The following is a 13,943-nucleotide window of genomic DNA, read 5'->3' on the forward strand; positions in this document are numbered from 1 at the left end:
GTAGCCAGAATACAGAGTTTTTTTGGGCATTACCTGAACGGTTGCTTACTTTTACGCAAGCCTTACGCGACGGCGAACAACTGCTCGCTGATTTGCGTCTGGGCAGCGCTCATGGCTTTGTTGCGCACGTCGTCACCATAGGCCAGGCCTTCGGCGCGGACGATTTCGATATCGGTGATGCCAATGAAACCGAACACCAGCTTCAGATATTCTTCATGGGCAATGCCACTGGCCTGGCCGGCGTGCATGCCACCGGAGGTCGAAACGATCACCACTTTCTTGCCGCCGCACAGGCCTTCAGGGCCGGCTTCGGTGTAGCGGAAGGTCTGGCCGGCAACCGCGATGCGGTCGATCCAGGCTTTCAACTGGGTCGGGATGGTGAAGTTGTACATCGGTGCGGCAATCACCACGGCGTCGGTGGCGAGGAATTCAGCCAGGGTCGAGGCGCTCAGTTCGGCTTCGTGCTGTTGAGCGGCGTTGCGCAGTTCAGCAGTGGTACCAGCGGCAACCAGGGTGGTCGAAGAGAAGTGGCTCATGGCGTCCGCCGCGAGGTCACGGTAAGTCACCACAGCGCTAGCATCGGCCGCTTGCCAGGCCTTGACCACTTCGCCGCTCAGCTGACGGGAAGCCGAGTTATCGCCCAGAATGCTCGAATCGATATGTAACAGTTTCATGTGGGATCTCCAGGTGGGGATCGCCCACAAGGGCGATCTGATGGGACTAATCCTACAGACGAAACCAATGGATGATTAGACGGCAACAATGCGATAGTTTGTCCTATTCATAGAACGATTGAGTGCACGGTATGCAAGACCTCAATGACCTGTACTACTTTGCCAAGGTCGTGGAAGCCGGCGGTTTCGCGGCGGCCGGGCGTATGCTGGGCATTCCCAAGTCCCGATTGTCACGGCGCATCGCCGAATTGGAAGAACGCCTCGGCGCACGCCTGCTGCAACGCACCACCCGACAACTGAAACTGACCGCCGTGGGTGAACGCTACCTCAGGCACTGCCAGGCCATGTTGCTGGAAGCGGAAATGGCCGACGAGGCCGTGGCCAGCATGTCCAGCGAACCTCGCGGGCGCTTGCGGGTATCGTGTCCGGTGGGGCTGGCCCACGAAATATTGCCGGGCGTAATCAGCGAGTTCCTCGACCGATTTCCGCAAGTCCAGCTGGAAGTCATGCTGATTAACCGTCGGGTCGACCTGGTGAACGAAGGTATCGATGTTGCCCTGCGTGTGCGGGAACTCGGCGATGAAGACCCGCTGCTCGTGACCCGCCGTTTGCGTCAGGCACAGATGCTGATGGTTGCCAGCCCTGCCTTCCTTACGGGGCGAGCGATCAACCACCCCGACGACCTGAAAAATCTGCCGGTGCTCGGTGCCCTGGAACCCGACAGGCTGGTGCACATCCGCCTGCTGGACGAGCAAGGCAAAAGCTATGAACTGGCGCTTGAAGCCCGGCTGGGTATCGATGACTTCATCGTGCGCAAGGCCAGTACCCTCTCCGGCCTCGGCTTTACCCTGCTGCCGATGATGTATTGCGAGGAGGAACTGGAAAACGGCTCACTGGTGCAGTTGCTGCCTGAATGGTCGTTGCCCGGTGGCTGGCTGCAAGCGGTCTACCCTCATCGACGCGGGGTGATGCCGGCGGTACGCGCCTGGATTGATCACCTGGTGGAATCATTCAACGCCTGTGGGGAGCGACGTTTATGAAAGCTGCACGAATGAGCGAAGAACAGGTAGCTGCTTTTTGCCTGGGCCTTCCCGGCGCGCGGGAAGACTATAAATGGGGCGGCGTGCGGGTGTTCTCGATTGCCGGGAACAAGATGTTCGCCTTGCAGGGTTTGCGCGGGGATTCCCTGGCCTTCAAGGTCGACAAGGATCTGTTTCTCGGTCATTGCGACCGTCCGGGGATTCACCCGGCGCCTTATCTGGCACGTGCCCAGTGGATTATCATGGAAACGCCCTACCCGCTGGGGAGCGAGGAATTGCAGGCATTGCTGCGGCGTTCCCATCAACTGGTGGTGAGCAAGCTGCCCAAGCGCACCCAGGTCGGCCTGTTGCTGTAAGGCTTTCTCTATCAGAACAGGGCAAACAATTGTGCGCCGAGGAATAACCGGTCGATCCAGAACACCTGGTGCAGCAACACGATGATCCAGAACACCAACTGGAACGAGACTTTGCGTGTCTTGTGCCGGAACACCTGCTGGGCCAGCAAGGCGCCCGGCCAGCCACCGGCCAGTTCCAGCGCATGCAGGACGTTTTCCGGTGTACGCCATTGTTCGGCACGCGCCTTGCGTTTGTCGCTCCAGTACAGGAAAAACGTCACGACGCTGACGAGGCCGTAAGCCGCCAGGGGAATCAGCGAGAGCCCTTGCAGCCATAACGACACCGACCCCGACAGCGGCAACGCGCACAGGATTGCAAACACCAGCCACTTCAATCGTGAATGACGGACCGGCCCCCCGGACGGGCGTCCGGGGTGATGGCGTGGGCGCGAATCACTCACGGCTTGGCCGCGCTCCAGTCAACCCAACCGAATTGCCAGGTCGCCAGGATGATCAGGCCGAACACGATGCGATACCAGGCAAACGCGGCGTAACTGTGGCTGGCAATGAACTTGAGCAGCCCGCGCACGGCGACCATGGCGAAGATGAACGCGGTGACGAAGCCAATCGCGAACACCGGGAAATCCGCCGGGACAAACAAGTGGCGGTATTTGTAGCCTGAGTACACCGCAGCACCGACCATGGTCGGCATCGCCAGGAAGAACGAGAACTCGGTGGCTGTCTTGCGCGACAGGCCGAACAGCAAGCCGCCGATGATCGTCGAGCCGGAACGCGAAGTGCCCGGAATCATCGCCAGGCACTGGGCGAAGCCGACTTTCAGCGCATCTTTCCAGGTGATCTCGTCCACGGTCTCGGCGTGCACTTCATGTTGGCGGCGCTCGGCCCACAACATGATGAAACCGCCGACGACCAGCGCCGTGGCCACGGTGATCGGATTGAACAGGTACTGGTGGATCAGGTCGGCGAAGATCACGCCCAACACCACGGCCGGCAGGAATGCGATCAACAGGTTCGCGGTAAACCGCCGAGCACTGGGCTGGGTCGGCAGGCCGATGACCACATCGAGGATCTTGCGACGAAACTCCCATACCACCGCCAGGATGGCCCCGAGCTGGATGATGATGTTGAACGCCATCGCCCGCTCGCCACCAAAGTCGAGCAAATCGGCCACGATGATCTGGTGGCCGGTGCTGGAAATAGGCAGGAACTCGGTCAGCCCTTCTACAACCCCAAGAATCAATGCCTGAAAGGCGGTCCAAAGATCCATCAATCCCCCAAAAGGCTATGCGCAGCGGCATGCCCCGTTAGTATTTTTCAAATGCTTGTTTGCGCTCAGCGTAGCTGAACGTCACGCGTTTAAAGGATCGCCACTGCACCGTAAAAATCCTGTGAAAGACGATCCCGATTCAGGTTTTCCCCCGCGGGGCCGAAATCCTATCAGACCCGTCCGATTCATGCTGACGCGTTATAGGACTCAGGTCGTATAGCCTCGCCCGGCAAAGGCTGGTTGGATGCTGGCGATGGTTTATGACAAGAACAAGAAAAGGGAGTGACTGCGTTATGAACAGCTTGCGCAATATGTCGATCAGCCGTCGCTTGTGGCTGATCCTGGTCGTCGCGGTCATGATGCTGTTGACCTTGGGCCTGCTGATGCTCAAGCAGATCCACACCGACCTGTACCAGGCCAAGGCGCTGAAGACCCAGCATGTGGTGCAGACTGCCAGCGGCATCCTCAACTACTACCACGACCTTGAAACCGCCGGCACCCTGACCCGTGAAGGGGCGCAAAAACAGGCGCTGAGCGCGGTGCGCGGCCTGCGTTACGACCAGAACGACTATTTCTGGATCAACGATTTGACGCCGGTGATGATCATGCACGCGGCCAACCCCAAGCTCGATGGCCAGAATCTCTCGGCGATCCGCGACCCGGACGGTTTTGCGGTGTTCAATGAAATGGTCGCCGTGGCCAAAGCCCACGGCGCAGGAACCGTCAACTATCGTTGGCCGAAACCGGGCGCCCAGGAACCCGTGGAAAAGACCTCCTACGTGAAGCTGTTCGAGCCCTGGGGCTGGGTGATCGGCTCCGGCGTGTACATCGACGACATGCAGGCCGAATTCTACGGCCAGGTCTGGCAAGCGTCGTCCATCGGACTTGGCATTGCCATGATCATGGCATTGCTAGTGATCGTGATTGCCCGCAGCATCGTGCAACCGCTACAGCTCACCGTGAATGCGATGGCCAACATTGCCAGCGGCGAGAGCGACCTGACCCGCCGGCTCGACACCCACGGTCGGGATGAAGTTACCCGGTTGGCCGAACACTTCAACGCTTTCACCGCCAAGCTGCACCGCGTAATCAGCGAGTTGCAGTTGTCTGCCAGCGCCCTGGGCCAATCATCCAGCGAACTGGGGGCTGACGCGGCCCAGGCGCAACAACGCAGCCAGCAGCAATCGCAGCAAATGGAGCTGGTGGCCACGGCCATCAATGAAGTGACGTACGGCGTGCAGGATGTAGCGAAGAACGCCGAGCACGCCGCCAGTGAGATGCGCGACGCGCAAGCCCAGGCGCAGCAAGGCCAGATCAACATCGATGGCAGCCTGCACCAGATCGACACCCTGTCGTCGACCATCGATCAGGCGGTCGAGGTCATCCGCACGCTGGCCGCCGAGAGCACGCAGATCGGCAGCGTGCTGGAGGTCATCCGCTCCATCGCCGAACAGACGAATTTACTGGCCCTGAATGCGGCCATCGAAGCGGCCCGGGCCGGGGAACAGGGTCGCGGCTTCGCGGTCGTGGCCGATGAGGTGCGCTTGCTGGCCCAGCGCACCCAGAATTCCACGGCGCAAATCCAGACCATGATCGAGCGTTTGCAGAATCACTCCGAAGCCGCGGTCAAGGTCATCGGCGACAGCAGCCGCGCCTCGCAACTGACCATCGAGCAGGCAGGCCTTGCCGGCGCGAGCCTGAACGCCATCGGCCAGGCTTTGCACAACCTCAACGGCCTGAACGCCTCCATTGCCAGCGCGACGCTGCAACAGGCGCATGTGGTCGAGGACATCAACCAAAACGTGACCCAGGCGGCGGGCTTGTCTCACAGCACGGCGCTGGCGGCGGAACAGTCCAGTGCGTCGAGCGTGAAACTCAGGGCGTTGAGCGAGCAGTTGAACGACTTGCTCAAGCAATTTCGGGTGTAAAACCCGTTCTCTGTGGTGAGCGGGCTTGCCCCCTCACCACAATGGCCACCGTTCAGGTACTAACGCCCCGCATAACTCTCTGGGTACAATCCGCCCCCCTTTCGCTTCCCCAAGGAACCTCCATGTCCGGGCTTGAACTGTTTGCCGCCGCCCTCGGTGTCATTGCCGTCTGGTTGACGGTCAAACAGAACTCCTGGTGTTGGCCCATCGGCCTGGTCATGGTGCTGCTCTATAGCTGGATCTTTTTTGAGGTGAAGCTGTACTCGGACATGCTGTTGCAAGTGGTCTATGCCGCGTTGCAACTGTATGGCTGGTGGCAGTGGACGCGGGTCGGGGAAACCCGCCATGGCCGTGAAGTCAGCCGTCTCGATACCCGCTCGGTTGCGTTGAGCCTGGCCATCGGCGCGCTCGGCAGTCTGCTGCTGGGCGCGGCCATGGCTCACTGGACGGATGCCGCGCAGCCGTGGCTGGACGCGGCGCTGACCGGCTTCAGCCTGGTGGCTCAGGTGTGGATGGCGCAAAAACGCGTTCAGTGCTGGCCGCTGTGGATCACCCTCGATGTGATTTTTGTCGGTCTCTTCCTTTATAAGGGGCTTTACCTGACCGCCACCCTGTACGGCTTGTTCACCATCATCGCCGTACTGGGGTGGCGCGAATGGCGCGCCGACCCGGCGCTGCGCGCATGAAGGTACTGGTGCTGGCGGGGCCGGAATCCAGCGGCAAAAGCTGGCTATCGAATGAGATTCACGCCAACTTTGGCGGCATACTGGTCGGCGAGTATGTTCGGCACTTCATTGATCATGAAGAGCGTCTACCTTCCTACGACGACATTACGGCCATAGCTAAAGGCCAGCTGGCTTGGGAAGATGAAGCACGCGCCAGGCAACCCTCGCTGCTGATTCTCGATACACACCTGCTGAGCAATATCCTGTGGAGCCGCACCTTGTTTCGCGCCTGCCCGGCCTGGATCGAGCAGGCTTTGCTGGTTCGGCACTACGACCTGCATCTGCTGCTGAGTCCTGAAAATGTGGCCTGGCATGACGACGGCCAGCGCTGCCAGCCGCAACTGGTGGAACGCCAGGTTTTTTTCCAGGCCAGCCAGCACTGGCTTGAACTGCATCATCAACGGTTCCACGTCCTGCAAGGTGACTGGAAAGATCGCCAGCAAGCGGCGTTCGAGGCGGTAACGCACTTACTCAAGACCTGACGGGGTTCCTTCGTCAGGAAAATGTCCATTCCTGAAACACTCAACTCGGCGCAAAGCCTCGCTCCAGAGCCGCCTTAGCCCTAAATCAGGAAACTGTTAAGTCATCGAAACAGACGTCCTCCAACACCCTCGTCGAGCAACGCCGCCAGTCTGGGCCGCGTTTTTGCGCGGATCTGTATCAACGGCCTTACATTTTTTTTTGACTACCGCGACAACAAATCCCAACTATCTGTTTTTCAAGGAAAAGCCAAAAACGGCACAGCTTTCGCTCTGTTCCCGTAGCGCTGTAGGGCCAGCGTTCCACTTACAGAAGGAATTGCCGCCGTGGGGACACTCAATAAGGGCATTTTTCGCCTACTGCTAATCGGATGCGCGTTGGGCTCGACGTTCAGCCTGCCTGCCCAGGCTGACAACGGCATCATTACCATCAAACGTGACGTGCAAGTGCGCAACGCCGTGACGCCACCGATGATTCCCGATCCAAGTCCGACGACTGTCAACGCCAATCCCTCGAAACAAATCCTTGCGCAAACCAATGAGCTGAGCGACGGCGACTTCGCCAACGTCGCCAGTGGCGCAAGCATCTCGCGCATGGTCGTTCAAGGCACCGACAACCTGGGCGGCAACATCTCCACCCAGAACCAGCTTTCCAACCTCCCTGGCGGAAGCAGGGGAAACGCCGGCAACGGTATTGCCAACATGGTCAATTCAAACATCCAGCAAGGCCTGGGCGCTCTGAAACTCATAACGGGAGACCGTTAACATGAATCGTACGCTACTGCTTGCCGCCATGTTTTGCAGTGCTTCGACTCTTGCCCAGCCCCCCGTAATCAATAACGCCGAAATCGATGCTTCGGGCATGCAGTATGAGGGCAACCTTGGCGTCAACCAGGCCGCCGGCGATCTCCAACAGCAGGTCAATGCCCGGGCCATCGCGGTTGGCCATGGCGCCAGCGCAACCACCCAGATTCGCCAACGTATGCGCAGCAGGGTCGATCCTTCGATCGATGCCACGTCCAGCATCCAGGGTAACTCCTTCAGTCATGGCAACGGCGTACTGGGCGTGAACCAGAGCGCGGGTGCCAGCAACCAGCAAGCCAATGCATTGCGGATCAGCGTGGGCACGCAGCCGCAAACTATCGATGACAGCGTCCTCATGCAACAGAACGTGGCGCTGCTCAACAACTCCGATCCAGCTGACGCTTCAACCGGCAATCGCCGGGTCACTACCAGTGACCAGGCTTTCATCGGTAGCCGTGGGGTCATTCAGTTGAATCAGAGCGCCGGGGTGGGAAATCGAACTGCCAACACCCTGAGCGTACGGGTCGTGGATTGACCCGAACTGCAAGTAAGCAAACAGGTAATAACAACACTTAACCTAAAATAAGTACGGAGAATCACCATGAAACCTTCGATGGCATTAAAGCCTCTGGTTTTCGCAATTGCTGCGGTCATGGCTGTTGCTGTACAAGCAAACGACAATCGTAATCACCACCATAATGGCAATGGCGACGGCAATGGCGGTGGTCAACAACAAAACCAACCTCCTCGTCCAACGATGATACCTGTCAGCGCAACGGCCAATGCGACCGACACCCAGCGCAATACTGGTAACTCCATCCTCAACCAAGGCACCATCAACTCAGCAGAGATGAACAGTTCTGCCACGGGCACCAGCGGCAACGTTGGCGTCAACGTGGCTGGCGGCTCCGGCAACCAGCAAGACAACGCGGCCGCCATTGCCAACGCGCAGTCTGACTCCAGCCTCGATAACACCTTTGTGTTTGGCACCGCCAATGCCACCTCCAGCGTCACGCAAACCAGCAACAGAAATCGCGTCGATAACTACGGCAGTACCAACACTGCGACGATGAGCGGGTCAGGCAACGCCGGCAGCGGCAACATGGGTGTCAACATTGCTGGCGGCGACCTGAACCAGCAGAAAAACACCATGGCCATCGCCAACACCCATGCTCCGCTTGGCAATGCAACAGCCAACGCCTCTGCCACTCAGAATGGCCCTGGCCTGGTCGTAAACAACACCGCCGACCGCACCTATCGCGTGGATACCATCACTGTGACCAATACGGCCAGTGGCAGCTTCTCTCGCGACAAGTCCTTCGACGCCAGTGGCAGTCAAAGCGCTGCTTCGGCCTGGACCGCAGCCGGGTCCAACAGTGCTGATGCCAGCGGCAACAGCAGCTTTAGCCTCAATGGTGCGAGCAGCCACAACGCGAGCGGTTCCAACAGCAGTACCGCAAGCGGCACCAACAGCAGCACCGCCAGCGGCACCAACAGCAGTAGCTCAAGCGGTTCTAACAATGCTTCGTTGAATGCTTCGTTGAACGCTACGCTGGACGCTGCAACGGCAGCTTCCAACTCTGTCACCTTCAACAACGGCAATGGCGATCACTCCCGCAGCAGGGATTCCAGCGCATCACTCAACGCCTCGCTTGGCGCAACGCTTAACGCTTCTGTCAACACATCGTTCGACAGATCGCACGATTCGTCGTTCGACAGATCCCGTGACTCGTCCTACGACCGGTCTCGCGACTCCTCGTACGACCGGTCGCGCGATTCGTCGTTCAGCAAGTCGGGTGACGCATCGTACTCGAACTCGACCTCGTCTTCGTACGACAAGTCGGGCAGTGCAGCGGCCGCGTCTGAGTATGCAAAAGCGAAAAGCTTCAGTGAAAGCAGCTCTTATGATTTGAGTAACACCTACTCCTATCAAGTGCTGACTCCAACTGGCTGGGCCAACCCTGTAACCAACACTGCAACCTTAAGTGGTTCGGTGAATGGCGGCAGCGGCAACCTGGGCGTCAACGTGGCTGCTGGTGTGGGCAACCAACAAAGCAACTCGCTGGCCATTTCCAACCAATCGTTCTGATTGTTGCTCTGGAGGCCCCCCTCGCGGGGGCCTTTTTCAACACAACCCGAAGGCATCCCCATGCGCATAATCGCCTTGGCATTCCTGCTTTGCGTGGCCAGTGTCAGCGAGGCTGCACAAATGCCGCTTTCCGTCCTGCCGGGCGGCGCGGTGGTGTATAAGCCGATCCAGAGCATTCGCGAACGAAAATTTGCCGACCTTGTACAACAGAAAACCGACTTCAGTTGCGGCGCCGCAGCGCTGGCAACCATTCTGCGCCAGGCCTATTGGCTGGACGTGAGTGAAGACCAGATTATCGAGGGCATGCTCGAGCATTCCGATCAGAATCTTGTCCGCGTCCAGGGCTTTTCCATGCTCGACATGAAGCGTTACGTGGAAAGCATCGGCATGCGTGCCCGCGGCTACCGGGTAGCGACTGAAACCTTGAACGACATCAAGATTCCGGTGGTGGTCCTCATGGATATCCGTGGCTACAAGCATTTTGTGGTCATGCAAAGAGTGCACAAGGGCTGGGTCTACATCGGCGATCCGGTATTGGGCCATAAACGTTTCAAGGTCGAAGATTTTGTCAAAGGCTGGAACGGCATCATCTTCGCCGTCATCGGCCAGGGCTATGACAAAAACAATGCACTGCTCGACCCGCCGCTGCCCCTGACTGCCAAGAACCGCATCAACGAATTCAACCCGGTACAAGACTCGGAATTGATGGACTTCGGATTCATTCGAAGCGACTTCTTCTAATAACAAGGGGCACGACGCTCCGGGAGCATTCAATGAAGACTCCACTCTGGCTGGCCGTGGCCTGCCTGGCCGCCAGCCTGCCAACCCAGGCACAGACTTTGAAACCCATTGAATTGAACGATCAGGAACTGTCGGTCCTGCGCGGTCGTTATGTCATGCCGGGACGGATCGTCAGCTTCGGCATTGTCATGACCAGCGCCTGGCAAAACGCCAAAGGTGAAGTGATCGGGGCGACGTCCTCGATGCAGATTTCACAAGCGACCATCAAGCCGCAGTTCTATGTGACGATGATCGACGCAAAAGGCGGCAGCTCCTCGCAATCGCAAAGTGCCGGCACTGGCAACAACGCCGTTGCTGGCACGGGTACCGTCACCGGCGGCGGCGGCCTCAACACCACCGAAGGTGTCACCCAGGTCGTACGGGCTGCCGGTGATGACAATACGGCCTACAACAACGTCGATATCAACGTCAGCAAGGCCAGCCAGGTGGCGGCCACACAACCACAGGCAGTCAGTCAACCCCAAGGCGTGGCCCTGGCTCCCGGCTCGACCCTGGAAGGCGCCAATGGCGCGGGTACGCTCAACGTTTCTCAAAGCGGCACCGGTGTGCAACTCAACATCGTCGCCAACAACAACCAGGGCAGTGCGATGCAACGCCTTGGCCAGGGCGGGCTGATGCAGAACACCACGTTGCTGGGCGCCAGCAACCAGGTCAGGAACCTCACTTCCCTCAATATCGTACTGCGTGACAACGTGCCGACCGCCGGTGCCCTAAACGGCAATCTTGATCAACTCAGAGGCCTTCGCACTTCCGGATTCTGATCTACGCTCAGTCCCAACAGACGCGTCAGAAGGGATGGCCTTACCCATGCACCGATCTTCAACGTTCAAGGTTATTGTATGTCTGAGTAGCCTGGCACCGGCCTCATTGCTGTACGCGGCACCGGACCCCCAGGTCGAAGCACTAAAACAAGAACTCACGGAGCTTAAACAGCGTTACGCAGAACAACAGAACGCGCTGATGGTACTCGAGCAGCGCGTTCGCCAGGTCGAAGAAGCACCGGCAACACCCGCACCCAAACGCCTGACCAAATCCCCCGCCGAGCCGACCAAGGCCCAGACGGTGGCGGCCGGCGCGCCGGGAACCACAGGCAGTTCCTATGGCCAGTCGCTCAAGGACGACTCGGAGCCTGCACAAAGCGTTTCCAACCTGTACGACGAAGCCAGCGGTTTCTTTGGTGGCGGCAAATTCAGTTTCGAAACCGGCATGACCTACACGCACTACGACACCCGTGCGCTGACGCTCAATGGCTTCCTGGCACTGGACTCGATTTTCCTCGGCAATATCAACCTCGACCGCATCAAGGCCGATAACTGGACCCTGGACCTGACCGCCCGCTACAACGTGGCACAGCGATGGCAGTTCGATATCAACGTCCCCGTGGTCTATCGCGAATCCACCTATTCCTCCGGCGGTGCGGGCGGCGCCGGCCCGGTCACTTCCGACGCCTCCGTTACCCGTGACCCGACCATTGGCGATATCAACGTCGGGGTGGCCTACAAATTCATGGACGAGTCGGAAAACTGGCCCGACGCGGTCGCTACCCTGCGGGTGAAGGCACCGACCGGCGATGATCCCTACGGGATCAAGCTGATCGTTGACCCCAACAACGACAACCTCGCGGTGCCGGAGGACTTGCCAACCGGCAATGGTGTCTGGGCGATCACCCCCGGCATCTCGCTGGTCAAGACCTTCGACCCGGCCGTGTTGTTCGGCAGCCTGGCCTACACCTACAACATGCAGGATTCTTTCAGCGACATCAGCCCCCAGGTCAATTCCAAGGTACCCGGAGACGTGAAACTGGGGGATTCCTGGCAAGTCGGGGCCGGCGTTGCATTCGCCCTGAACGAAAAGATGAGCATGTCGTTCTCCTTCACCGATCAATTCGCCCGCAAAAGCAAGATCAAGCCGGACGGCGGAGATTGGCAGTCGATCTCCAACAGCGACTACAACTCGGCTAACTTCAACATCGGCATGACCCTGGCCGCCACCAACAACCTGACGATCGTCCCCAACCTGTCCATCGGCCTGACCGAAGACTCGCCGGACTTTTCCTTCAGCCTGAAATTCCCGTACTACTTCTGAGCCACAACAAAAAGCCCCGCTGCGATGGAAGTCGCAGCGGGGCTTTTAGTGTCGGCTGTGGTTTAGCGGATCTGGTGCTTGTGCAACAACCGATAAAAGGTGGGCCGGGAAACGCCCAGCACTCGGGCGGCGACACTCAGGTTATCGCTGTGACGATTCAGGACATCGCACAATGCCTGCCGTTCCGCGCGAGTCTTGTAGTCTTCGAGCGTGCCCATTGGCGCGGTGATCGCGTGCTGGCTGATCAGGCCCAGGTCACGCGCCTCGATCTGCCGCCCTTCGGCGAGGACGAGTCCGCGGCGCACCCTGTTGGCCAGTTCGCGCACATTACCCGGCCAGTCATGCTTGCCCATGGCAATCAGCGCATCTTCGCTGAAACTGCGTGGCCGGCGTCCGGTTTCATGGCTGTAGAAGTGGGAAAAGTGGTTGGCCAGCATCGACAGATCGCCATGACGCTCACGCAAAGGCGCGGTCACCACTTGCAGAACGTTGAGGCGGTAGTACAGGTCTTCGCGAAAGCGTTTCTTCTCGATGCCGGCTTCAAGGTCGACGTGAGTCGCCGCCAGCACTCGCACATCCACCGGGATCGGCTGGCTGCCGCCGACCCGCTCGATATGTTTATCCTGGAGAAAACGCAGCAGGTTGGCTTGTAGTTCCAGGGGGAGATCACCGATCTCGTCGAGAAACAGTGTTCCACCATTGGCCGCCTCGATCCGCCCGACTTTGCGCTGGTGCGCACCTGTGAAGGCACCCTTCTCGTGACCAAACAATTCGGACTGGATCAAATGCTCGGGTATCGCGCCGCAATTGATTGCGACGAACGGTTTGTTGTGTCGCTGGGATTGGCGATGCAGCGTCCGGGCCACCAGCTCTTTGCCGGTGCCGCTTTCTCCGCGAATCAACACCGGTGATTCGGTGGGCGCCAGTTTTCCCAGTAGCTTGCGCAGTTCCCGGATTGGTTTGCTATCGCCAAGCAATTCATGTTCAGGCTGGTCGATGTGAACCGTACCCTGCCCGCGCAGCCGCGCCATGCCGAATGCCCGCCCCAACGTCACCTGGACGCGGGAGACATCGAAGGGCAACGTATGGAAGTCGAAAAACCACTCGCAGACAAAATCGCCGACATTTTGCAATCGCAGGACTTCCTGGTTGAGGACGGCGATCCACTCGGTGCCACTGCGACTGATCAGCTCTTTGACGGCGTCAGGATGCTCAAGGTGAAAAGGCTGCAAACGCAACAGGCCCACGTCACAGGTGCGGTCGCCAGCGTTCTCCAGCGTGCAACTATCAACGTCCCACCCGATAGAGCGCAAGCCTGGGAGCAGACGATGGCAATCGTCGCAGGGGTCCACCACTAATAAACGTCGTAAAGCAGGCGTATCGCTCATGACTGTTCCTTGGCGCCAAATTTAAGAAAAATTAGGAAAAACAGTCATTTGGCGGACCTGGCTGTAACATTAGCAAGAATTTGACAGCTGCTTGTACCGTTTGACTATAGGACAACTACAAAACCAGTTATAAGAATGCTTTTTGATAGTCACCTAACGGCTCTTTCCTTTCATTGAGCTTTCAACGTCAGGCTTGTTATTGAATATATGAAATAAAGTGGAAATTTCTTTTGATTGTGTGTGACCCGCCCCCCGGTTGCGGGCATCAGTACAAGTAAGTAGCCGAACGGTAAGCCCGACCGTCGGC

At 58.7% G+C, this 13,943-nt stretch carries 15 protein-coding genes and 1 pseudogene; 12 read left to right on the top strand and 4 right to left on the bottom strand.

What is annotated here, in order from left to right; genetic code table 11:
* Window positions 1-62: 62 nt before the first annotated feature.
* Window positions 63-674, bottom strand: a complete 612-nt coding sequence (locus tag J1D76_RS01755) for an FMN-dependent NADH-azoreductase (RefSeq protein ID WP_421136718.1) — start codon at window positions 672-674, stop codon at window positions 63-65.
* 131 nt (window positions 675-805) lie between these two features.
* Between J1D76_RS01755 and J1D76_RS01760 the strand changes: the two genes are divergently transcribed.
* Window positions 806-1,714, top strand: a complete 909-nt coding sequence (locus tag J1D76_RS01760; RefSeq protein ID WP_421136719.1) for a LysR substrate-binding domain-containing protein — start codon at window positions 806-808, stop codon at window positions 1,712-1,714.
* Window positions 1,711-2,070 (top strand): MmcQ/YjbR family DNA-binding protein, encoded by a 360-nt coding sequence (locus tag J1D76_RS01765; RefSeq protein ID WP_421136720.1) that lies wholly within the window; start codon window positions 1,711-1,713, stop codon window positions 2,068-2,070. The genes J1D76_RS01760 and J1D76_RS01765 overlap by 4 nt, the downstream gene beginning before the upstream one ends.
* 11 nt (window positions 2,071-2,081) lie before the next feature.
* Here J1D76_RS01765 and J1D76_RS01770 read toward each other — a convergent pair whose 3' ends face one another.
* The gene (locus J1D76_RS01770; protein WP_421136721.1) at window positions 2,082-2,510 is read right to left on the bottom strand and encodes a DUF1294 domain-containing protein; all 429 of its coding nucleotides are present in this window, start codon (window positions 2,508-2,510) and stop codon (window positions 2,082-2,084) included.
* Complete coding sequence (locus tag J1D76_RS01775; RefSeq protein ID WP_421136722.1) at window positions 2,507-3,337, bottom strand: undecaprenyl-diphosphate phosphatase; 831 nt, start codon at window positions 3,335-3,337, stop codon at window positions 2,507-2,509. The genes J1D76_RS01770 and J1D76_RS01775 overlap by 4 nt, the downstream gene beginning before the upstream one ends.
* 383 nt (window positions 3,338-3,720) lie before the next feature.
* Between J1D76_RS01775 and J1D76_RS01780 the strand changes: the two are divergent.
* From J1D76_RS01780 to J1D76_RS01825, 10 genes and pseudogenes are all read left to right on the top strand, one after another.
* A pseudogene (locus tag J1D76_RS01780) lies at window positions 3,721-4,407 on the top strand (cache domain-containing protein); the annotation flags it as partial.
* Window positions 4,408-4,530: 123 nt separating this feature from the next.
* A complete protein-coding gene (locus tag J1D76_RS01785) occupies window positions 4,531-5,265 on the top strand; it encodes a methyl-accepting chemotaxis protein (protein ID WP_421136800.1) in 735 nt (244 codons plus the stop codon).
* 122 nt (window positions 5,266-5,387) lie between these two features.
* Window positions 5,388-5,951, top strand: coding sequence for a nicotinamide riboside transporter PnuC (gene pnuC / locus J1D76_RS01790; protein ID WP_421136723.1), 564 nt, complete (start codon window positions 5,388-5,390; stop codon window positions 5,949-5,951).
* Window positions 5,948-6,472, top strand: a complete 525-nt coding sequence (locus tag J1D76_RS01795) for an AAA family ATPase (protein ID WP_421136801.1) — start codon at window positions 5,948-5,950, stop codon at window positions 6,470-6,472. Before pnuC ends, J1D76_RS01795 begins: the two co-directional genes overlap by 4 nt.
* 324 nt (window positions 6,473-6,796) lie before the next feature.
* Window positions 6,797-7,234, top strand: a complete 438-nt coding sequence (locus tag J1D76_RS01800) for a hypothetical protein (protein ID WP_421136724.1) — start codon at window positions 6,797-6,799, stop codon at window positions 7,232-7,234.
* Window position 7,235: 1 nt separating this feature from the next.
* Window positions 7,236-7,808: an adhesin gene (locus tag J1D76_RS01805; RefSeq protein WP_421136725.1), complete on the top strand. Its 573-nt coding sequence runs from the start codon at window positions 7,236-7,238 to the stop codon at window positions 7,806-7,808.
* Between the two features lie 66 nt (window positions 7,809-7,874).
* Window positions 7,875-9,362 carry a heme utilization protein gene (locus J1D76_RS01810; protein ID WP_421136726.1) on the top strand — a complete coding sequence of 496 codons (1,488 nt, stop codon included), beginning with the start codon at window positions 7,875-7,877 and terminating at the stop codon, window positions 9,360-9,362.
* A gap of 60 nt (window positions 9,363-9,422) precedes the next feature.
* Window positions 9,423-10,103, top strand: coding sequence for a C39 family peptidase (locus tag J1D76_RS01815; protein ID WP_421136727.1), 681 nt, complete (start codon window positions 9,423-9,425; stop codon window positions 10,101-10,103).
* Between the two features lie 32 nt (window positions 10,104-10,135).
* Window positions 10,136-10,924, top strand: a complete 789-nt coding sequence (locus J1D76_RS01820; RefSeq protein WP_421136728.1) for a hypothetical protein — start codon at window positions 10,136-10,138, stop codon at window positions 10,922-10,924.
* A gap of 46 nt (window positions 10,925-10,970) precedes the next feature.
* Complete coding sequence (locus tag J1D76_RS01825; RefSeq protein WP_421136729.1) at window positions 10,971-12,248, top strand: hypothetical protein; 1,278 nt, start codon at window positions 10,971-10,973, stop codon at window positions 12,246-12,248.
* 62 nt (window positions 12,249-12,310) lie between these two features.
* Here the strand turns inward: J1D76_RS01825 and J1D76_RS01830 are convergent, their stop codons facing one another.
* Complete coding sequence (locus J1D76_RS01830) at window positions 12,311-13,636, bottom strand: sigma 54-interacting transcriptional regulator (RefSeq protein ID WP_421136730.1); 1,326 nt, start codon at window positions 13,634-13,636, stop codon at window positions 12,311-12,313.
* Between the last annotated feature and the right edge of the window lie 307 nt (window positions 13,637-13,943).

This window comes from Pseudomonas sp. NFX15 (assembly GCF_049132105.1).
Taxonomy (GTDB): Bacteria; Pseudomonadota; Gammaproteobacteria; order Pseudomonadales; family Pseudomonadaceae; genus Aquipseudomonas.